This is a genomic window from bacterium (assembly GCA_040757115.1).
GTDB lineage: Bacteria > UBA9089 > CG2-30-40-21 > CG2-30-40-21 > SBAY01 > JBFLXS01.
In genome coordinates this window covers 1-23,071 of the sequence record JBFLYA010000044.1, presented here as the reverse complement: position 1 = coordinate 23,071, position 23,071 = coordinate 1, and the positions used below count along the sequence as shown (strand labels likewise).

The following is a 23,071-nucleotide window of genomic DNA, read 5'->3' as shown; positions in this document are numbered from 1 at the left end:
ATACCTTTGCTTCAATAGAGATAATGAAATTCTGGTTATCCTTCTTCACCAAACTCAATATGTCTATTTCCATCTCTTTTCCATTGCATCTTCTTCTCAGGTTTGGATTGGTCCATTCAATAGACATTCCTAATCTTTTGAATATTCTCTTAAAAGAAGCAAAGGCTAATCCCTCGGGGATTCTTCCTATCCCTTTGGTTACACCATCTACAGATTTAATCAGTTTCTCTATCTCCTTATCGGTTTTTTTGAACATAGCCCTTAATTCTTCATCGGTTTTTTTAAGTTGCTCATCGGTCTTTTTCTGAGCTTCTCTAAGCTCCTCATTGCCCTTTCTAAATTCTTCCTGGCTCTTTGTAAATTCCTCTTCCTGACTCTTTCTAAACTCTTCCTGACTCTTTAAAAGCCACTCTATTCTTCTATCTACATCCCTAAGTTCCGCTTTAGTCATTTTTAATCACCTCTTCATATTCCATTTTTTAACATTTATTATTTTATATTATTTTACCCCTTCTGTCAATAAATTTTTTTTTGGTTCATCAAAACTTTAGCACAGTCACTTATTCCACTACCAACTACCAATAAACTTTACCAGAATTACCCAAATCCATTCAATCCCAATCAGGAAGTAACAAAGATTCCGTATGACCTGACAGATAGTGCCAGGATAGAGATTAAGATATTCAACATCGCCGGCGAGCTAACCAGGAGAATTGAGGAAAGTCGAATTTCAGCAGGCTCTTACGAAGCTATCTGGGATGGTAGAAATGATGATAATGACATCGTCTCCAACGGCGTCTATTTCTATCAATTACATATTGGTGGAAGTGTAGTTGGGACTAAGAAGATATTAGTAATAAAATAGGACGCAGATGTACAGGATTTACAGGATTTTTAAAAAATATTATCCTAATAATCTGCGAAAATCTGCGTCCCGAAAAAAGGAGGTAAAATAAAATGTTAAACAAAAAGGTACAACAGGTAAGTATAACTCTATTTCTTTCTTTACTCTCTACTCTCTACTTTCTACTCCCTAATGCCGAGGCAGGGGCGGATACCGCCGCTGATTTCTTAAAGCTGGGCGTAGGAGCAAGGGCATCTGCAATGGGAGAGGCATTTTGTGGAGTAGCAGATGGTGTAGAATCTATCTACTTTAACCCTGCTGGATTAGCCTATCTGACTAAAAAAGAGGTCTGGGCGATGTATGGCGATAAGCGAGAGGATACTTCGCGAACCTTCTTAGGCTATGCCCAACCGATTGAAGAATGGGAAGGAGATGGAGTAATGGGTATAAGCATAATACATCAGGATTTAGGCAAGATAGAAACCAGGAACAAGGCTAATGCACCCACAGGAGACATCAGTCCATCTGAATTTGCCCTCATCCTCTCATACAGCAAACTCTATTATGAAAATGTATCCTTAGGTGGAAGCCTGAAATACATCCAGCGTAACCTGAAGGAAATGAAAGGGAAGGGATTTGGTATTGATTTTGGGGTTTTGTGCAAGACTCAAATACCAAATTTAACCCTTGGTGCGTGCATAGAAAATCTCGGTAGTAAGATAAAAGGAGATGAATTACCACTAAATCTACGAACCGGGCTTGCCTACCAACCAATGAATAATCTTCTCCTATCACTGGACTTAAACAAGCATTTTTATAATTCTAAGCTGGCTATAAACGCAGGCATTGAGTATACCTACAATATTCTGGCGATAAGGCTCGGCTATCTTGACAAAGGCAGGAAGGTAGATGGTTTAACTTATGGGTTTGGAATAAACTACAAAGTCTATCAGCTTGATTTTGCCAATGTATCAAGTGGAGAAATGGATGGTGCAGAAGACATGAACCGCATATCCCTCTCCGTGAGTTGGTAGCCGCAGGCTTGTATCCTGCGTAGCTCGGGTCAGTTCTGAAGAGTAAATTTCCACCTGTGCGATTAGATTAATTCATCGCAGAGACGCAAAGGAAAAATAAATGTAAAATGTAAAATAGGAAATGAAAAATGGGGAATTTTAGTACTTCACAAGACTCATTACCTTTCAGTTATACATTTTACATTTCTCATTTTACATTATCCATTTTACATTTAACCGCACAGGTGGAAAATTCTCTGCGTCTCTGCGGTGAACAATTACGAAAAACTTCTCTCTTCAAAAGCAAAAAAGGAGGTGGTGAGATATTTCAACGCTGGCGAAGAGTTAACATAAAAATCTAAAACAAAAGGAGGTGAAGAAAAATGAAGAATCTATTAGCTATTACTCTAATTACTCTTAGCGTGTTGATTACAGGAGGATACACAACTACAGTTTATGCAGAAGCTACTGCAGCATTCTTTACACCAGAAGACGGATACACTCCACCACCTCAATCAGCTTATCCCTATGCTTGGGGTAAAGGTGAAAATACTCCATATGAAAAGGAATGTGCAGGACCATGGGTAGCAACTATGACGCATACTTTTAATGGAAGAGCATGTATGTATGTAGATATTGATGATGACCATCTTGAGTGGGACGGGAGAATGATACCAGGTAACGATTATATGATTAACTGGACGAATATCCATGTATCAGCAATTGCAACAAGTACACACTCTCTAAAGATAGCAGTATCAGGGTGTGACCATGTAAAGAGAAACCATGCGGATAATGCGACACTTACAACATACTATGCGATGGCAACTCCAAGTGGGAGAGAACCAAGTAAAGGTTCATTTACACTTGCACCAGCTTTTAATGGTGATATGCCAGGAACTCCATTACCATGTGTGGATGGAAAGCGAGTAAAGTATAACCAAGACCTATGGGCAAGAATTGTTATTAGAGAGAATGACCCAATGGATATATACGAGGATGTATTCTACATTACACTTTCATTCATACCCACACCATAAATGTATGAATAAAAATAGCTAGGAGTATCCTAATTAAACAAGAGAGACCTGATTTCTTTTTCGGCCGGAAAGAATCAGGTCTTTCTTTTTATCTATGGTTTCGGAATCCTCAATTCCTGAACTTCTGAAACCTATCAGGAGCAGGCTCTGTCAGGAACAGATTTATTGAGGGTTGTTTGTAATATTGCCACTAAGTTACTAATACACGAAGATTAAAACTATGTTTTTTTGTGTTTCCTTTGTGCCTTTGTGTCTTCGTGGCGATTTTTCTTGTTCAGTCCTTCAGTTTCTTAATCCTTTAGTTGCTTTTCTAATTGACTTCTGTATTATTTTATGGTATATTTATTGGTGGAAATATAATAGAAATATGTAGAAATAGATGGAATTTGGCAGAAAAAAAACAATATATTTCAATCGTATTTTAATTATATTTCAATTTAAATTCCATTATGATATATAAAACGATAATTATTGCATGCATTAACTTAATACTCTTTTCAAGTATCACCTATGCAAGCACCTGGCTGCCATTTAAAGAAGGTGTATCTTCTCCTACTCCGCCAGAGATTGAGGTAGTCAAGGATGATAGCTCAGGCATTACGCTCGAAGCGAATGTGTTTGGTGTGAATGTGAAGCAAGCTCGGAGCTTGGAGCTCGGAGCTCGGAGTGAAGGAACAGAGACATTTCAGATTTTGAGTATTCCAGGGCATGAATACAGATTTACTCAGGAAGTCGGCAAACCTAAACTACCCGTAATCCAGTTAATGCTTGCCATCCCGGATGGCGTAGAGATTTCAATCTCTTCTACTTCCCCATCACCCATTCACCCATTCTCCCATTCACCCATTGTCATATTTCCTGTCCCCAAGCAAGTAGTAAAAACCACCCCAGAGGGCTACAAATATGTTGCTGAAGAATTTTTCATAGATGAAGAGTTTTACAAGCAGGACATCTGGTATCCTATGGAGACTGAAGGACTGAAGAATCGAGAAACCCTCAATAAATTGAGGACTCCGGACTCCCAGATTTATCTGGGAGAAAAATCTGAAGAATCAAAGAAGTTACCCAATTCGAAGAGTGTTGCGAAGCACAATTACCCAATTACCCAATTACCCAATTACCCTTGTAAGATTGCTTCCATCGGCTACATCCGTGACCAGCGCATCTTAAGGTTAGAAATATATCCCATCCAATTCAACCCTGCAAAAAAAGAACTCAGAATCTATCCTAACCTGAAGATAGAAATAAACTACCTGCGTAAAAAGGGAGTACCTCTATCACTAAAACAACCAGAGATGGCTTCACCTTTTGCCAATGTATTAAAACACACACTCTTAAACTACAAACCACTTACCACTCGCCACTTACCACTTACCACTAAAAGAACAGGAACATTAAGCTACATCACCAACCTGAAAGACCCAGCAAACTCTGCGGATTATCTGATTATTACCTCTGAGGGATTCTACAATAACGAAGATTTAAGAAGATTAGCCGAGCATCGGGCAGAATACAACGGCTTCAATGTCGCAATAGTCAATACCACCGCTATCTACAACGAATTCCCTATTACTGAGAAAGGAACGACTACTTCTATCAAAGATTTTATCAAATATGTCTATAACAATTGGTCTGCTCCTTCTATGGAAGATAACCATCTTGGCTATGTAGTTATCTTTGGAGATGGTGAGAAACAGTATTTTTCCTATGTACCTCCAAAGTTTCTTAGAGAGATATATCCCTATATAGGTGAACCAGTAGCTGATACTTGGTATGTCTGTATCAATGATGAAAGTCTATCTTGGGAATACTGGACAATGGATATAATGATAGGTCGACTGCCTGTAGAATCTGGAACAGACACAAAGGTGATGGTTAACAAGATAATCGAATATGAAAAAAATCCTATACCAGGAAAGTGGCGGAATAAAGTTTTAATGGTAGATGGAAAAGGTTTTGGTGGTGACTTTGATGCCTTAATAAATTATTATCTCTTACCTGGGGGGTTTGAAGTAACTAAGATCGAAGAAACAGGTACAGGTGGAATAGTTGTTGAAGCAATTAATGATGGTCACTTATTAGTAACCTATAATGGACATGGACATCCTTTAGGGTGGGCGATGAATACGGAATCACCGTTTTCAGTTAGACAGGTAAATAGCCTTTATAATAGTGATAAATTGCCTGTTGTCTTTGGCGCTGCTTGTGATACGGCTGATTTTTTATGGGATGACAGTAAGTTTCCTGATTGTCTTGCAGAGGCTTTCCTTAAGAAAGAAAATGGTGGTGCTATTGCTTATTGGGGAGCATCTGCAGGAACAACTGATGGTATTATTTATCCTATAAAGGCATATCAATTTATGGCAGAGTATAGTTATAACAGTTTCTCTCTCGGTGAATTAACACTTAATTCATATAATTACCTCTGGCAGCATGAATGGAATATGTTAGGAGACCCAGCATTGACTATTTCAAGGGCAGGATTAGAACAAAATAAGCCAGAATTAGAGATTGAACCAATTGATATTAATTTTAATCCTAACTTCCCACGACCAAATGAAAAAACAAAAATCTCTGCCATTATTCATAATCTTGGTGATACAGATGCAGCAGATGTATTGATTAAATTCTTCCTTGGAGACCCAGTAAATGGTGTAGAGATAGGGTCTAAGACAATAACTACAATTTATGCTAAAGGAAGAGAAACAACAGAGATAAACTGGATTCCTGATTTACCAATAGGTGAGTATAAGATTTATGTAGTCATAGACCCTTATGATACTATTCCAGAGGCAGAGACTATTAACAATACTGCATATAAATCAATAGAGGTGAATATCTATCAGCAGGGCTGGACTAAAATACCTCAACCTCTTTCATTTAGGATACAAGTATCACCAGCAGTGGGAGATATAGATGGTGATGGGGATTTAGAGGTCGTAAGTGCAGTTACTGGGAATTATCTATATATCTGGCATCATAATGGTGACTTTGTAGATAACTGGCCTAAACTAATAACAGTAGAAGAAAATGGTGATATAGCAGGGACACCTATCTTAGCTGATATGGATAATGATAATAAGTTGGAGATTATCATAAGTGGTAGAAAAAGGTTTTATGTCCTGAATCATGATGGTAGCAATGTACCTGGTTTTCCTAAGGAGGGGACGAATTCAAACTCACCTGCCATAGGTGATATAGATAATGATGGAGACCTTGAGATTGTGGTGGAGATGAACGATAAGCTCTATACCTGGCATCATAACGGAACATTAGTAGATGGGGATTGGCCTAAAGAGATAAATCTACAAGGTGGCTATCACCCTATTATTGCTGATATTGATAAAGATGGAAATCATGAGATTATAGCCTTCTCAACAGAAGGTAAGGTCTATGTTTTACAAAGTGATGGTGAATTAGCTCCGGGTCAATGGCCCAAAACTATACCCTATCCAGATGGTTTTCCTGATGTATTTGCTGTTGGAAATATTGATAGTGACGATGAGTTAGAGATTATCATTGCCTCATACCAGTCACCAAAGATATTTTTATACGCCTTAAATTACGATGGTAGTGATGTATTTGGTTATCCAAAACAAGTAGGAGGTAATGATTACAATGTCTCATACTCAGTTATTCTTGGAGATATCGATAATAATGGAGATATGGAGGTGATTATTGATACTTGTAACTACCTGTATGTCTTAAATCATGATGGGAGTAATGTAACTGGTTGGCCTAAAGCGGGTAGTCAAAGAGGTCCATCTCATCCATTAATCTCAGATATGGATAATGATAATCAGTTTGAGGTTATAGAAAGTATATATTATATGAAAAAGGGCACTATAACTATCTGGAATAACGATGGGACGCAGAAGTTAAATCTACTTATGAAACCAGAGGATAGAAGAACTTCACCTCTTGTCATCGCCGATATTGATTTAGATGGGGATGTAGAGGTAATTTGTGCAGGTGAAGAATTTATGCATATTGCCTGGGCAATACCTAAAGTCTACATCTGGGACTATGAAGGTAAATGTGAAAAGGGTGCGTTGGAATGGCCGATGGCAAATCACGACATAAGGCGGACTAATTGCTATAATACAGATATTGTTCCCCCTTCTCGCATAACTGACCTTAAGGCTCTTAATCCCAAACCTACCTCTATTTCCTTAACCTGGACTGCACCTGGTGATGACAAAGATAAAGGCTCTTCTACCTGCTACTACATCCGCTGCGCTACCTTCACCATTACCCCACAAAACTGGCACTTGACTAATAAAGCTACATCCACTATTGTTCCCAAAGATGCTGGCTCTCCTGAATCTTTTACCGTCCCTAACCTCTGCCCAACTACCACCTACTACTTCTGTATTCGCGCCAGGGATGATGATTTCAATCTCTCCCCACTTTCCAATATCACCTTTGCGACAACACTCTCACCGGCGATGATTATCCTGGTTTCACCTACAAGAGGTGTAGTAGGTAAGCAGGTCACTATTAGCGGGTGCAATTTCTACCCGACAGAAACCATTCGCATAGAATTTGGCAATACTACCACTATTGCTCTATCTACCTGTGTTGGCGGTTCTTTTACTACTACCTTTACCGTTAATGACCAGGGATTTGGCACGATAACCATTACTGCCTATGGACTTATTTCAGGATATGAGGCAAGGGCGTCCTTCTATATCACTGGCGTAGAATATTTCCTGTTTGGCACAATTTCCTCTCCCCAAATAGCAGGGACAGGATTTCAAATAAAGATGACTGCTTATGATGAATTTGGTGATGTAGTGCTAAATTTCAAAGATAAAGTTGGACTCTCTGACCTTTCTCAAACCATCCAACCTACTATCACCTCTAACTTCACTGGTGGCATCTGGGATGGCACAGTTAGCATCACCAGAGCAGGCACAACCGCAATTACGGCAGGTTACCAGAGTAAGACAGGCACAAGCAATCCATTTTATGTCCAGCCAGGCGAGCCATTTAAGTTCCTCGTCTATCCTGAAAATCCTGTTTACATCCTGGCGGGTGGTTCAGTAAGCATCACTGCCCAATTAAGCGATGTTTATGGTAATGCGGTTGGGTCTGCAGGGATTAGTTGTAATTTAGAGGTAGTGGTGCTTTCTGGTAAAGCAGGAACACTATCCGCCACCACTACTACGACTACCAATACCGGTCAGATAGCCACTATTACCTACTGGGTTTCACCTAATGCCAACGATAAAGTTAGGATAAAACTCCTATCTACTCTACCACCTGCTATCTCCGGCACTATTACTACCAGTTCTGGCGAATTAGCAATGTTCACCTTTGATACTATTGCTACCCAGACTGCGGGGATGAATTTCCCGATTAAAATCACCGCCAGAGATGCCTACGAAAATCCTATTCCTTTTACCAGGACAGTAACTCTAATTGACTTGAGTAACAGCCTTAAACCTACTCAGACTACTTCATTTATAGATGGTATGTGGAATGGATCTGGCTCTATCACCGTAAGAGGCACTACCAGTATTACTGTTATTTATGGGGATATTCGAGGTACAAGTAACACCTTCTGGGTCTGTGGGGGTGAAGTAGAGTATTTTGTCATTAGCAGCATAACTACTCAAACCGCAGGTATTAGTTTCCCAGTCAGCATCAATGCCTATGACCGCTGGAGAAATATCGCTGATATGTTTAACTCATCCGCCACACTAACTGATACCAGCCGCACCATTAGTCCGCCTAAAACCACAAACTTTAGCCTGGGCATCTGGGATGGTACAGTTAGTATCACCAGAGCAGGCACGAGCGCGATTACGGCAAGTTACCAGGGTAAAACAGGCACAAGCAATCCCTTCTTTATCATCCCCAGTAGCCTCGACCATTTCTTAATCGGCACTATCACCAATCAAACTGCCGGGATAGACTTCTCTGTTGTCATCACTGCAAAAGATACCTACAACAATACGGTAACCAGCTTTACCGATAAGGTGCAATTGGAAGATACCAGCCTGACATTGAATCCAAAGCTAACCACCAACTTTATGGCAGGTATCTGGGATGGCATTGGCTCTATTACCAGAGCAGGCACTACTGCGATTATGGCAGGCTATCAAGGTAAAACAGGCACAAGCAATCCCTTTTTAGTTAGCCATAACAGCCTTGCCCATTTCCTGATTGGGACTATTAGCAATTGTGTTGCAGGCGTTCCTTTTCCCATAACCATTATGGCACAAGATTCTTACGGTAACACGATGCTTAACTTTAGTGATAAAGTCCAGTTAGAGGATACCTCGCTGAGCTTGAATCCAAAGTTAACCACCAACTTTGTGGCAGGTATCTGGGATGGCATTGGCTCTATCACCAGAGCAGGCACGACCGCGATTACGGCAGGTTACCAAGAAAAAACAGGCACAAGTAATCCCTTTTTAGTTAGCCATAACCGCCTTGACCATTTTCTGATTGGGACTATTAGCAATTGTCTTGCGGGCATTCCTTTTCCCATCACCATTATGGCACAAGATTCTTACGGTAACACTATGCTTAACTTTAGTGATAAAGTCCAGTTAGAGGATACCTCGCTGAGCTTAAATCCGAAGCTAACCACCAGCTTTGTGGCAGGTATCTGGGCTGGCATCGGCTCTATTACCAGAACAGGCACGAGCGCGATTACGGCAGGATACCAGGGAAAAACAGGCACAAGCAATCCATTTTTAGTTCAGGCTGGCAGTCTTTCCTTGATTGAGGTTATGCCAGAAAGTGTAACATTGATGCCTGATGAATCACAATTATTCACCAGCAGAGGCTATGATGGCAATGGGAATGAGAAAGAAGTAGAAAATGGGAAATGGGAAGTGGGAAATGAGATAGGGAATTTGAGTAATATTTTCGGCACAATGACCACATTTACTGCTGGCACAAAGGCGGCATCAGGCATCATCAAGGTAAGTGCAGAAGAAGTTATTGGCACGGCTAATATCCGAATTGTGCCAGGAAAACTGGCAAAGATAACCATTCTGCCCAAAGAGGTGGTGGTAGAGGTAGCCGGGACTTCCACATTTACCGCTTATGGATATGACAAATATGGGAATGAGAAAGAGGTAGGAAATGGGAAATGGGAAGTAGGAAGTGAACTGGGCGAGTTGACCAATGTTATTGGCACAAACACGACTTTTGTCGCCGGGACAAAGTCAGGGGAAGGGATACTTACCTGCAGAGTAGAACAGATACAAGGCAGTGCCAGCATAACTGTCAGATCTGGTAGAGTGAATCGATTTGACTTTGACCCGATTAACCATCAGATTATCAATACGAAGTTTGGCATTAAAGTAACTGCCCTGGACAGGTATGGCAATCTGGCAAGTGATTACAACCACACTGGTTCTCTTACAACTAACTTTGGTCAGATAAAACCTGCCCGTATCACCTTCTATAACGGCATAGAGATAGGCACGGTAACAATTGAGACTAACCGAGCCGCACCTGATGTCCATATTAGTATTAGAGCCGAGAGCATAGAGTCTCAAAGTAACGATTTTGCTGTGTTATACGATGACGCAAGTAATGTAAAGGTTGAAGAGGGAGGCTTGAAGATAGACATTAAGTCTCATAGTGTAAGTAAAGATTATTACCTAAAGATAGATAAACCAGGTCTGGATGAGGATGAGATTAAGATAGCGAATTTGCGGATGAATCATTATAACCCGGGATTTTGTCTGCTAACTGACACCATTATCCGCATAGTAGCTAAAGATGGGGATAAGAGACCGATAGAAGGTGATTTTGGGACACGAACGACCAGAATGATAATTTATTACCATCAGCCACCCAAGAATGTAGCCGAGGAGACATTGAAATTATACATTCTGGATGAGGAATCAATTGAATCGAGGTGGGTGGAGGTAGCCAATGCACAGGTCTTAGTCGGAAATAATTTTGTCTATGGCGATGTCCCGCATTTTGGGACATTTATCTTGATTGGGGAAGGGATAGCGGCGGGTTTTGATGGGGTTGTGGTCTATCCGAATCCGTTCAAGCCCAGCCGCGGGGATGAAAATATCGTTTTTGAAGGGTTACCAGAAGATACCCAAATCCGCATCTACGACATCTCAGGTAGTTTAGTCAAAGATGAAGAAGGCAAACGCGCCACCTGGATTTGGGATGTTCGGAATAATTATGGGAAGAAGATAGATAGTGGGGTATACATCTATGTGTTGACCACTGGTGATGGGAAGAAGAAGACAGGCAAGATTGCGATTATCAGGTAAGGAAATGTAGGTAAGGAAATGTAGTGAGGGTCTTTAGACCCGTTTCATGGATAGAAATGTAGTGAGGGTCTTTAGACCCGTTTCATGGATAGAAATGTAGTTTCATGGAAAGTTTGCATTAAAAAGGGGAGCGCATCTAAAGATGCTCACTACAGATAGAAAAAATTATATTTATTTTAATTTTAATCCTGATAATCTGCGAAAATCTGCGTCCTAAATCTTTAATTCGCTAATTCACTAATTCCCATAAACCCATACCTTTGGGTTAAAATCTTTGCTGTTGGCAAGGGTCATTGTGTCATCAGATAGAGAGAGAAGGTAAATGCCTTTCTTCTCTGCATATACTTTTGCATTCTCTGCATAATTTGTAAATGCCAAGCCAGCAATAAGAGGAATATCTCTGTATTCAGGGAAAAAGTTATAGAAGTTCTTAATGTCTTCTAAAAGATCACCAACATCTTTTATAGTTAGATATACCTTTGCTTCAATAGAGATAATGAAATTCTGGTTATCCTTCTTCACCAAACTCAATATGTCTATTTCCATCTCTTTTCCATTGCATCTTCTTCTCAGGTTTGGATTGGTCCATTCAATAGACATCCCTAATCCTTTGAATATTCTTTTAAAAGAAGCAAAGGCTAATCCTTCGGGGATTCTTCCTATCCCTTTGGTTACACCATCTACGGATTTAAGCAGATTTTCTATTTGTTTATCAACTTTCTTTTGTTCCTCCTCTCTCTTTTTGAACATAGCCCTTAATTCTTCATCGGTTTTTTTAAGTTGCTCATCGGTCTTTTTCTGAGCCTCTCTAAGCTCCTCATTGCCCTTTCTAAATTCCTCCTGACTCTTTCTAAATTCCTCTTCCTGACTCTTTCTAAACTCTTCCTGACTCTTTAAAAGCCGCTCTATCCTTCTATCTACATCCCTAAGTTCCGCTTTAGTCATTTTTAATCACCTCTTCACATTCTATTTTTTAACATTTATTATTTTACATTATTTTACCCCTTCTGTCAATAAATTTTTTTTTGGTTCATTAAAACTTTAGCACAGTCACTTATTCCACTACCAACTACCAATAAACTTTACCAGAATTACCCAAATCCATTCAATCCCAATCAGGAAGAAACAAAGATTCCGTATGATTTAACCGTGAATGCTCATATAGTCATTAAGATTTACAACATTGCTGGAGAATTAGTCAAGACATTAGAGGAAGATAAACTTGCCGGGTCAAATATTACTACCCTATGGAATGGTAGAAACGATGATGGTGATATAGTCTCATCAGGCGTCTATTTCTATCAATTACATATTGGTGGAAGTGTAGTTGGGACTAAGAAGATATTAGTAATAAAATAGGACGCAGATGTACAGGATTTACAGGATTTTTAAAAAATATTATCCTAATAATCTGCGAAAATCTGCGTCCCAAAAAAGGAGGTAAAATAAAATGTTAAACAAAACTATTTCGTTAATTCTAACAATACTAACTTTTCCCATAATTTGTCAGGCGGCTTCTGATACCGGCGCTGATTTCTTAAAGCTGGGCGTAGGAGCAAGGGCATCTGCAATGGGAGAGGCATTTTGTGCTGTGGCAGATAGTGTTGACTCTATTTATTACAATCCGGCAGGATTAGCACGCCTGAAACAAAAAGAGGTCTCTGCAATGTATGGCGATAAACGAGAGGATACTGCCCGCACATTACTTACCTATTGCCAGCCATTGGAAGATGAAGATGAAGCAGGCGTATTTGCTTGTGGGATTATCTATCAAGACCTGGGTGAAATAGAGACGCGCAATAACCAAAATCAATTTACCGGTAACCTGAATCCGAATGAATTTGCTTTACTCTTCGCTTATGCCAGACCCTACACCGATAATCTATCTATCGGTGGTAATCTAAAGTATATTCAGCGAGATTTAAAGAAGGTCAAAGCCAAAGGATTTGCTCTGGATTTAGGCGTGCTTTACTATCCCCAACTACCTGATTTAACCTTAGGTGCTTGCTTAGAGAATCTTGGGACGAAGATAGAAGGTGATGAACTACCACTAAATTTACGCGTAGGGCTAGCATATTGTCCCATAGAAAATCTTACCGGAACAATAGACCTGAACCAGCCTCTTTACAACTCTAAACTGGGGACAAATGTAGGTTTGGAATACACCTATAACATCCTTGCTGTCCGAATAGGCTATCTCAATAAAGGGAGGGAAGTAAGTGGTCTAACCTATGGCTTTGGCTTTAAGGTGATAGCCGCAGGCTTTAGCCTGCGAACTGACTTCGCCAATGTCGCCAGTGGCAAAATGGATGGAGCAACAAAGATGAATCGCGTGTCGATGGGGATAAAGTTTTAGAAGAAAATAATATTAGGACACGGATAAACACGGATAACACAAATTTTAGGAAATAATTTATCTGTGTGCATCTGTGTAAATCTGTGTCCCATTCCTTCTTCAAAAGCAAAAAAGGAGGTGGTGAGTCCCTACAATGCTTTGGAAGAGTTTACATATAAAAATCTAAAAACGAAAGGAGGTGAATAAAGATGAAGAAGATAATTACACTCAGTCTAATTACACTCGCGTTACTCATCGTCGGCGGATATACAACTACTGCAAACGCAGAAGATACTACAGCTCATTTTACGCAGACTGATAAACCTGCTACTGACTACGCCTGGGGGACAGGAGTGAACACAAAATTTACTTATGCAGGCACATCAACACGCGTAACAGCTACTATGACCCATGCTTTTTACTACGGTAAGGAACCATACATAATTGTAGATATTGACGATGACCACCTGGTATGGGAATCTATCCCAGGTGAAAATGATTATATGATTATGTGGACGAATATCTGGGCCTGGGCAATAGCTCCCGGGTCGACATATCAGCTGGAAATAGCAGCGTCAGGTTGTGACCATATAGCGAGATCTGATGGAGCGACTATCACAACATACTATGCGTTGGTAACACCAGGTGCTGGACACCCAAAGCCAGGTTCGTTTACACTTGCACCTGCCTTCAATGGCAATTTCCCAAACACTCCAATTTCAATCGTCAATGGTTCCCCTGTAAACTATAATCAGGATCTATGGGCAAGGGTTACACCAAAACAGGATACTCCAGCAGGCCCCGAATACAAGGATGAATTCTACCTCGATTTCCGTGTAAGGACACCATAGGTGTATCAAAGTTATAGGAGTAGCGATGTAGAATGAATGAAGAGAGACCTGTTCGGAAAGGGATGGGTCTCTCTTTCCTTTTTGATAATCGTTCTGCTATTCTATTTTCCTTTTTCGTAACTATTCACCACGAAGAACACGAAGGACACGAAATGGAATTTAATGTCTTGTAATTTTCGGTAGTGTCTGACAATAACTACAAATTTTTTTCAACCTGTGAAATAGGGCTACAAATATCCCCCAATTAGGGTGAGAAAAAGAATAAACAGCTCGCTCCGATGGAGCTAATTTGTTATGAGGGAAATAATTTTTCTACAAACATATCGCTCCTCTGGAGCTAATATGAATAAAGCTCCGTAGGAGCAATCTGTTTGTAGTATTTCGCTGTTTCTTGCATTTTATTTAAACCTATTTCACAGGTCGAAAAGATATGTCTTATAATTTTCTTCGTGTCCTTCGTGGTGAATAGTTACAATAATTACTTGTATTATAATGAATTTTGTGTTATAATTTATGATATGAAAGAAAAGATAATTAGTTTCGTCATCATTCTACTTTCTATTCATTCTCTGACTTACGCCGCAAACACCTGGGTGCCATTTAACGGTGTCCAGGTCCCTACCAAACCAGAGTTTAAAATACTAAAAGAAGATAGCGCTGGGATTGTATTAGAAGCAACTATCTTTGGCATGAATGTGGAAGAGAAGACAGAAGGCAGAGGACAGATTCCTCCCCCTACCCCCCTCCAGCGGGGGACAACTCCCGAATCCCAAACCCCAGGTCCCGAATCCCAACTCTCGAGCCCCGAGTCCCGAGTCCCGAGTCCCGAGTCCCGATTTTCGCTGCTAACCATTCCCGGCTACGAATATAGCTTTACTCAGGAGGTTGGAAAACCCAAACTACCCGTTATCTCAGTTCAACTCGCTATCCCCGATGGTGTAGAGATTAATCTGTTTTTAGTTCCGCAATCCGCAATCCGCAATCCGCAATCCGCAATCCAAAATTACTTAATCTCCCCTGTACCAAAGCAAGTAATAAAGAAAACCCCGGACGGCTATGAATATATTGGCGAGGAGTTTTGTATTGATAAAGAATTCTACACGCAAGACATCTGGTATCCTGCAGAGGATAAGATTATCACTTATCATACCAGTTATCTGCGCGACCAGAGGATACTTTATCTCAGGATTTATCCTATCCAGTTTAACCCTGCTAAGAACCAGCTTCAGATTTATTCTAACCTGAGGATAGAGGTGAAATACATCCCTACGAAAGGGAGAGGTATTTCACTGAAATCACCACCGATGGCAGCCCCTTTTGCTAATGCATTGAGCAAATCTGTCTTGAATTACAAACCTCCTGTTTTATCCCGTGAGCCAGCACCTAAAAGGATAGGCACAGTGACCTACCCCAGCATCCTTAAATCTCCCAATAATTCTGCCGATTACTTGATTATTACCGCTTCTGCTTATTATCATAATTTGGATGTAGGAAGCCTGACTACTCATCGCGCTCAATATAATGGTTTTGATGTAGCCGTGGTTAATACTGCTGATATATATAACGAATTCCCAATGGCCACACCTACATCGTCTATTAAGGAGTTCATCCGATATGTCTATAATAATTGGTCTGCCCCATCTATGGCGGATGACCATCCTGGGTTTGTGTTACTCTTTGGCGATGGAGAAGAGAAATATGACGCTTATATCCCTTGTAAACCCGTTAGCGAAATTCATCAAGTCTTTACTGGCGAAAATCCAGTAGCTGATTCCTGGTATGTCTGTATTAATGACGAAGGGCTTCCTGCCCCTGAGTATGTGTATTGGACCGTAGATCTAATGATTGGTCGGTTACCGGTAGAAACCGGTACCGATGCCAAAACAATGGTGGATAAGATAATCCGCTATGAAAGCACCTCTGTTTTAGGCGAATGGCACAATACCCTCTTGTTTGTAGAAGGTTCAAATGGCGTTGATTTTACTCCCATAATAGATAATTATCTCTTGCCAGTAGGATTTACATCTATTAGATTAGGAGGAAATCAGAATGTTGGCCCAGATATGGTATCTGACGCTATCAATGCGGGAAAACTTCTGGTTACCTATTCTGGTCACGGAAGTCAGCCTCTCTGGATACTTCAGGGGAATGGTTTTAGTTATTACCATGTCAATGAACTTTCTAATGGAGATAAATTACCGGTAATCTTTGCTGATACTTGTGAAACAGGTGATTTCTTATGGGATTATGGAGAGCCACTTGATAATTGTATAGGTGAGGCTTTTGTGAAGAAAGAGGGAGGTGGTGCTATCGCCTATTGGGGCGCTTCTTCTAGGACAGGCATTGGTAACCCACACATAATAAAGGCATTACAATTTATCGGTGAATTTCAATCCTCTGAATTTTCCATAGGAGAACTTATACTTATGAATCCATATATTCAAACCTGGTACAATGAGTTCAATTTATTAGGTGACCCTGCAGTGACCATTTCAAGGGTGGCATTAGAACCAGGTAAGGCAGAGTTATGCGTTGAGCCAATTGATATCAAGCTTATTCCTCAATCTCCTAAACCTGGCCAGCAGACAAATATCTCTACAATTATCCATAATCTCGGGGATATAGATGCAAAAGATGTATTAGTAAAATTCTTCCTTGGCAAACCTGGTGAGGGTGGCATAGAAATAGGCTCTAATACTATTCCTGTTATCAAGGGTAAAGAAGAAGAAACAACCGCCATAGATTGGAAACAAAGCCTACCCATAGGAGAATACCCAATCTATGTAGTAGTCAACCCTTATAATACCATTTTAGAAGCAGGAACAATCAATAATACCACCTGTAAATCTATAGAGATAAATTTCTATCAAGAGGGCTATCCTGTTATCCCTGAGCCACTAAACATGCGTATAGAGTCATCCCCTGCCATAGGGGATATAAATGGGGATGGAGATTTAGAAGTAGCCGCTTCTCCAGGAGAAGGTGCGTATATCTGGCATCATAATGGCAAATTCATGGATAATTGGAATAAGACAATTCCTGGTCATCCAGCATGTTCTCCTATTTTAGCCGAGGTGGATAATGATAGCAGGTTAGAGGTTATATTAACTGATATAGCTGGCTCATACATCTTCAAGTCTGATGGTAGTAATCTCCCCGGATTTCCAGTATCAGGAACAGATGCAACTTCCTCTGCACTTGGGGATATAGATGGAGATGGGGATTTAGAGATTGTTATAGGGATGAACAATAAATTCTATGCCTTCCATCATACAGGAGAAATAGTAAAAGGGGCCTGGCCTAAGGATATAGCCCTTCCCCGTCGTGAGTATCACCCGATGATAGCAGATTTGGATAGAGATGGTAATCTTGAAATTATTGTCCTTTCTGATAAGATATATGTCTTTAATAGCGAAGGTAACTTAATCCCTGGACAATGGCCTAAGAGTATCTCAGGGAATATATCTTCTAATGGATTGGCTATAGGTAATATTGATAATGATGATGAATTAGAGATTCTCATTGTGACAAAAGATTCACCAAAGATATTTTTGCACGCCTTAAATCCTGATGGAACAGATATTATCGGCTATCCGAAACAGGTAGGAGGAATGGATTATAACTATCCATATTCAGTTACCTCTGGAGATATTGACAATGATAAAGAAATGGAAATAATTATTGATTGTATATATTCTATATATGTATTAAATCCTGATGGTAGTGATGTACCTGGTTGGCCCAAAGGAGGAGGACTACAACAAAGAGGACCATCTTATCCAGTAATTGCAGATGTGGATGAGGATAAATCCTTAGAGATTATAGAAAGCAGGAATGATATGAAGGGAACGGTTACTATCTGGAATAGTGATGGGAGTAAGCAGATAGACCTGTTTTTAAAACCAGGTGATAAAAGGACATCACCTTTTGTAGTTGGAGATATGGATTTAGATGGCGATATAGAAATAGTCTGCGGTGGAGAGGAATTCAAAGAGATTAGTTGGGCATTAAGTAAGGTATATGCCTGGGACTACTGGGGTAGTTGTACGCCAGGTGCACTGGAATGGCCGATGGCAAATCACGATATGCGCCGGACTAATTGCTATAATACAGATATTGTCCCCCCTTCTCGCATAACTGACCTTAAGGCTCTTAATCCCAAACCTACCTCTATTGAGTTGAACTGGACTGCACCTGGTGATGACAAAGATAAAGGCTCTTCTACCTGCTACTACATCCGCTACGCTACCTTTACCATTACCCCACAAAACTGGCACCTGACTAATAAATCTACATCCACTATTGTTCCCAAAGATGCTGGCTCTCCTGAATCTTTTACCGTAACTAACCTCTGCCCAACTACCACCTACTACTTTTGTATTCGCGCCAGGGATGATGACTTCAATCTCTCCCCACTTTCCAATATCGCGGTTGAGAAAACACTCTCTCCAGCAATGATTACCCGGATTTCACCTACAAGAGGTGTAGTAGGTAAGCGGGTGACTATTAGCGGGTGCAATTTCTACCCAACAGAAACCATTCGCATAGAATTTGGCAATACTACCACTATTGCTCTATCTACCTCTGTTGGTGGTTCTTTTACTACTACCTTTACCGTTAATGACCAGGGATTTGGCACGATAACCATTACTGCCTATGGACTTATTTCAGGATATGAGGCAAGGGCGTCCTTCTATATCACTGGCGTAGAATATTTTCTGTTTGGCACAATTTCCTCTCCTCAAATAGCAGGGACAGGATTTCAAATAAAGATGACTGCTTATGATGAATTTGGTGATGTAGTGCTAAATTTCAAAGATAAAGTCGGACTCTCTGACCTTTCTCAAACCATCCAACCTACTATCACCTCTAACTTCACTGGTGGCATCTGGGATGGCACAGTTAGCATCACCAGAGCAGGCACAACCGCGATTACGGCAGGCTACCAGAGTAAAACAGGCACAAGCAATCCTTTTTATGTCCGAGCAGGCGAGCCATTTAAATTCATCGTCTATCCTGAAAATCCTATCTACATCCTGGCAGGGGGTTCAGTAAGCGTCACTGCCCAATTGACTGATGCCTACAATAATCCGGTGGGTTCATCAGGGATAATCTGCAATATAGGGATAGAGGTTATCACAGGCACAGAAGGCATATTATCTACCACTACGGTAACTACTAATTCTGCAGGTCAGATAGGCACGATTACCTACTGGGTTTCACCTAATGCCAATGATAAAGTCAGGATAAAACTCCTATCTACTCTACCACCTGCTACCTCCGGCACTATTACTACCACTTCTGGCGAATTAGCAATGTTCACCTTCGATACTATTGCTACCCAGACTGCGGGGATGAATTTCCCGATTAAAATCACCGCCAAAGATGCCTACGAAAATCCTATTCCTTTTACCATGACAGTAACGCTAATTGACTTAAGTAACAGCCTTAAACCTACTCAAACTACTTCATTTATAAATGGTATGTGGGATGGATTTGGCTCTATCACAGTAAGAGGGACTACCAGTATTACTGCCATTTATGGGGATATTCGAGGCACAAGTAACCCCTTCTGGGTCTGTGGCGGCGAGGTAGAGTATTTTGTCATTAGCAGCATAACTACTCAAACCGCAGGTATTAGTTTTCCAGTCAGCATCAAGGCCTATGACCGCTGGAGAAATATCGCTGATATGTTTAACTCATCCGCCACACTAACTGATACCAGCCGCACCATTAGCCCGACTAAAACCACAAACTTTAGCCTGGGCATCTGGGATGGCACAGTTAGTATCACCAGAGCAGGCACGACCGCGATTACGGCAAGTTACCAGGGGAAAACAGGCACAAGCAATCCCTTCTTTATCATCCCCAGTAGCCTCAACCATTTCTTAATCGGCACTATCACCAATCAAACTGCCGGGATAGACTTCTTTGTTGTTATCACCGCCAAAGATGCCTACAACAATACAGTAACCAGCTTTACCGATAAGGTGCAATTGGAAGATACCAGCCTGACATTGAATCCAAAGATAACCACCAACTTTATGGCAGGTATCTGGGATAGTATTGGCTCTATTACCAGAGCAGGCACGAGTGCGATTACGGCAAGTTACCAGGGAAAGACAGGCACAAGCAATCCCTTCTTAGTTAGCCATAACACCCTTGCCCATTTCCTGATTGGGACTATGAGCAATTGTGTTGCAGGCGTTGCTTTTCCCATAACCATTATAGCCCGGGATGCCTATGGTAACACGGTGCTTAACTTTAGTGATAAAGTCCAGTTAGAGGATAGCTCGCTGAGCTTAAATCCGAAGATAACCACCAACTTTATGGCAGGTATCTGGGCTGGCATTGGTTCTATTACCAGAGCAGGCACAACCGCGATTACTGCAGGTTACCAGGGAAAAACAGGCACAAGCAATCCATTCTTAGTTAGTCATAACCGCCTTGACCATTTCCTGATTGGGACTATTAGCAATTGTCTTGCGGGTGTCCATTTTCCCATCAAGATTATGGCACAAGATTCTTACGGTAACACTATGCTTAACTTTAGTGATAAAGTCCAGTTAGAGGATACCTCGCTGACCTTGAATCCGAAGATAACCACCAACTTTATGGCAGGTATCTGGGATGGCATTGGTTCTATCACCAGAGTAGGTACAACCTCGATTACGGCAGGTTACCAGGGAAAAACAGGCACAAGCAATCCATTTTTAGTCCAGGCTGGCAGTCTTTCCTTGATTGAGGTTATACCAGGAAGTGTAACCTTGCTGCCTGATGAATCACAATTATTCACCACCAGAGGCTATGATGGTTATGGGAATGAGAAAGAAGTGGGAAATGGGAAATGGGAAGTAGGAAATGAGATAGGGAGTTTGAGTAATATTTTCGGCACAATGACCACATTTACTGCTGGCACAAAGGCAACATCAGGCATCATCAAGGTAAGTGCAGAAGGGGTCATTGGCACGGCTAATATCCGAATTGTGCCAGGAAAACTGGCAAAGATAACCATTCTGCCCAAAGAGGTGGTGGTAGAGGTAGCCGGGACTTCCACATTTACCGCTTATGGATATGACAAATATGGGAATGAGAAAGAGGTAGGAAATGGGAAATGGGAAGTAGGAAGTGAACTGGGCGAGTTGACCAATGTTATTGGCACAAACACGACTTTTGTCGCCGGGACAAAACCAGGCAAAGGAACACTTACCTACACAGTAAGAGAAGCGGTTATGAACCTTCATCTCACAAATGAATCTGTCCCCCTCGGGATGTGGATTAAGGGGGAGGAAAGAAATAATCTCCCCGAGCCCCGAGTCCCGAGTCCCGAGTCCCGAGCCCCGAGCCCCGAGTCCCGATTTTCAGAGGAGATAATTGGAACAGCCAGCATAACTGTCAGGTCTGGTAGAGTGAGTCGATTTGAGTTTGACCCGATTAACCATCAGATTATCAACACGAAGTTTGGGATTAAAGTAACTGCCCGGGATAGGTATGGCAATCTGGCAAGTGATTACAACCAGACAGGTTCTCTTACAACTAACTTTGGTCAAATAAAACCTGCCTTTATTACCTTCAAAAACGGTATATCTACCGGCACAGTAATGATTGAGACTAACAAGGCAGGACCTGATGTCCGTATCAGTCTTAGAGACGAGGTAATAGAGTCTCAGAGTAATAATTTTGCGGTGTTATACGATGACGCAAGTAATGTAAAGGTTGAAGAGGGAGACTTGAAGATAGACATTAAGCCTCATAGTGTAAGTAAAGATTATTACCTAAAGATAGATAAACCAGGTCTGGATGAGGATGAGATTAAGATAGCGAATTTGCGGATGAATCATTATAACCCGGGATTTTGTCTGCTAACTGACACCATTATCCGCATAGTAGCTAAAGATGGAGATAAAAAACCGATAGAGGGTGATTTTGGGACACGAACGACCAGAGTGACGATTTATTACCCTGAGCCACCAAAGAATATAGCCGAGGAGACATTGAAATTATACATCCTGGATGAGGAATCAATTGAATCGAAGTGGGTGGAGGTAGCCAATGCACAGGTTTTAGTCGGAAGTAATTTTATCTATGGCAATATACCGCATTTTGGGACATTTATTTTGATTGGGGAAGGGATACCGGCGGGTTTTGATGCGGTGGTGGTCTATCCGAATCCGTTCAAGCCAAGCCGCGGGGATGAAAATATCGTTTTTGAGGGATTACCAGAGAATACCCAGATTCGTATCTACGACATCTCAGGTAGTTTACTCAGAGACGAAGAAGGCAAACGCGCCACCTGGATTTGGGATGTTCGGGATAATTATGGGAAGAAGGTAGATAGTGGTGTGTATATTTATGTGTTGACTACTGACGATGGGAAAAAGAAGATAGGCAAGCTCGCCATCATCAGGTAATTTGGGGACGCAGAGGAATTTTTGGGACGCAGATGAAGGCAGATTTACAGAATTTTTGATAGTTTTCCTTTCCTTCATTCGTGGTATTTGTCCATTTGTGTTCTTCGTGTTCCAAAATATTTGCATACAAAGGGCACGAATAAACGAAAGACACGAATAACTTTTAGTGAAAAAATTATATTTATTTTAATTTTAATCCTGATAATCTGCGAAAATCTGCGTCCTATTAATTTTTGGAACACAGATGAACAGATAACACAGATTATATATTCTCTAATTCACTAATTCCCATAAACCCATACCTTTGGGTTAAAAT

Annotated in this window: 12 protein-coding genes; 10 read left to right on the top strand and 2 right to left on the bottom strand. The window is 40.9% G+C overall.

Annotated elements, in window-relative coordinates; genetic code table 11:
• Nucleotides 1-451, bottom strand: a 451-nt coding sequence (locus AB1422_05575; GenBank protein ID MEW6618801.1) for a hypothetical protein, incomplete at its 3' end; no start/stop codon positions are given.
• Between the two features lie 72 nt (nucleotides 452-523).
• Here AB1422_05575 and AB1422_05570 point away from each other — a divergent pair.
• The 5 genes from AB1422_05570 (at nucleotide 524) to AB1422_05550 (ending at nucleotide 11,158) form a co-directional block, all read left to right on the top strand.
• Nucleotides 524-865: a FlgD immunoglobulin-like domain containing protein gene (locus AB1422_05570; protein MEW6618800.1), complete on the top strand. Its 342-nt coding sequence runs from the start codon at nucleotides 524-526 to the stop codon at nucleotides 863-865.
• Nucleotides 866-957: 92 nt separating this feature from the next.
• A complete protein-coding gene (locus AB1422_05565) occupies nucleotides 958-1,878 on the top strand; it encodes a PorV/PorQ family protein (GenBank protein MEW6618799.1) in 921 nt (306 codons plus the stop codon).
• 128 nt (nucleotides 1,879-2,006) lie between these two features.
• Nucleotides 2,007-2,219, top strand: a complete 213-nt coding sequence (locus AB1422_05560; GenBank protein ID MEW6618798.1) for a hypothetical protein — start codon at nucleotides 2,007-2,009, stop codon at nucleotides 2,217-2,219.
• Between the two features lie 21 nt (nucleotides 2,220-2,240).
• Nucleotides 2,241-2,897, top strand: coding sequence for a hypothetical protein (locus AB1422_05555; protein ID MEW6618797.1), 657 nt, complete (start codon nucleotides 2,241-2,243; stop codon nucleotides 2,895-2,897).
• Nucleotides 2,898-3,346: 449 nt separating this feature from the next.
• Nucleotides 3,347-11,158 carry a C25 family cysteine peptidase gene (locus AB1422_05550; GenBank protein MEW6618796.1) on the top strand — a complete coding sequence of 2,604 codons (7,812 nt, stop codon included), beginning with the start codon at nucleotides 3,347-3,349 and terminating at the stop codon, nucleotides 11,156-11,158.
• Nucleotides 11,159-11,395: 237 nt separating this feature from the next.
• Here the strand turns inward: AB1422_05550 and AB1422_05545 are convergent, their stop codons facing one another.
• A complete protein-coding gene (locus AB1422_05545) occupies nucleotides 11,396-12,103 on the bottom strand; it encodes a hypothetical protein (GenBank protein ID MEW6618795.1) in 708 nt (235 codons plus the stop codon).
• A 72-nt stretch (nucleotides 12,104-12,175) separates the two neighbouring features.
• Between AB1422_05545 and AB1422_05540 the strand changes: the two genes are divergently transcribed.
• From AB1422_05540 to AB1422_05520, 5 genes are all read left to right on the top strand, one after another.
• Nucleotides 12,176-12,517, top strand: coding sequence for a T9SS type A sorting domain-containing protein (locus AB1422_05540; GenBank protein MEW6618794.1), 342 nt, complete (start codon nucleotides 12,176-12,178; stop codon nucleotides 12,515-12,517).
• 91 nt (nucleotides 12,518-12,608) lie between these two features.
• Nucleotides 12,609-13,514, top strand: a complete 906-nt coding sequence (locus AB1422_05535) for a PorV/PorQ family protein (GenBank protein MEW6618793.1) — start codon at nucleotides 12,609-12,611, stop codon at nucleotides 13,512-13,514.
• A gap of 188 nt (nucleotides 13,515-13,702) precedes the next feature.
• On the top strand, nucleotides 13,703-14,344 hold the full coding sequence (locus AB1422_05530) for a hypothetical protein (GenBank protein ID MEW6618792.1): 642 nt from the start codon (nucleotides 13,703-13,705) through the stop codon (nucleotides 14,342-14,344).
• 32 nt (nucleotides 14,345-14,376) lie between these two features.
• Nucleotides 14,377-14,517, top strand: a complete 141-nt coding sequence (locus AB1422_05525) for a hypothetical protein (protein MEW6618791.1) — start codon at nucleotides 14,377-14,379, stop codon at nucleotides 14,515-14,517.
• 345 nt (nucleotides 14,518-14,862) lie between these two features.
• Nucleotides 14,863-22,755, top strand: coding sequence for a C25 family cysteine peptidase (locus AB1422_05520; protein ID MEW6618790.1), 7,893 nt, complete (start codon nucleotides 14,863-14,865; stop codon nucleotides 22,753-22,755).
• Nucleotides 22,756-23,071: the final 316 nt, after the last annotated feature.

Coding starts and splice junctions, on each gene's coding strand:
- AB1422_05520 (MEW6618790.1), top strand. CDS start 14,863: ATGAAAGAAAAGATAATTAGTTTCGTCATCATTCTACTTTCTATTCAT.
- AB1422_05535 (MEW6618793.1), top strand. CDS start 12,609: ATGTTAAACAAAACTATTTCGTTAATTCTAACAATACTAACTTTTCCC.
- AB1422_05560 (MEW6618798.1), top strand. CDS start 2,007: ATGGGGAATTTTAGTACTTCACAAGACTCATTACCTTTCAGTTATACA.
- AB1422_05525 (MEW6618791.1), top strand. CDS start 14,377: ATGAATGAAGAGAGACCTGTTCGGAAAGGGATGGGTCTCTCTTTCCTT.
- AB1422_05555 (MEW6618797.1), top strand. CDS start 2,241: ATGAAGAATCTATTAGCTATTACTCTAATTACTCTTAGCGTGTTGATT.
- AB1422_05565 (MEW6618799.1), top strand. CDS start 958: ATGTTAAACAAAAAGGTACAACAGGTAAGTATAACTCTATTTCTTTCT.
- AB1422_05530 (MEW6618792.1), top strand. CDS start 13,703: ATGAAGAAGATAATTACACTCAGTCTAATTACACTCGCGTTACTCATC.
- AB1422_05550 (MEW6618796.1), top strand. CDS start 3,347: ATGATATATAAAACGATAATTATTGCATGCATTAACTTAATACTCTTT.
- AB1422_05545 (MEW6618795.1), bottom strand. CDS start 12,103: ATGACTAAAGCGGAACTTAGGGATGTAGATAGAAGGATAGAGCGGCTT.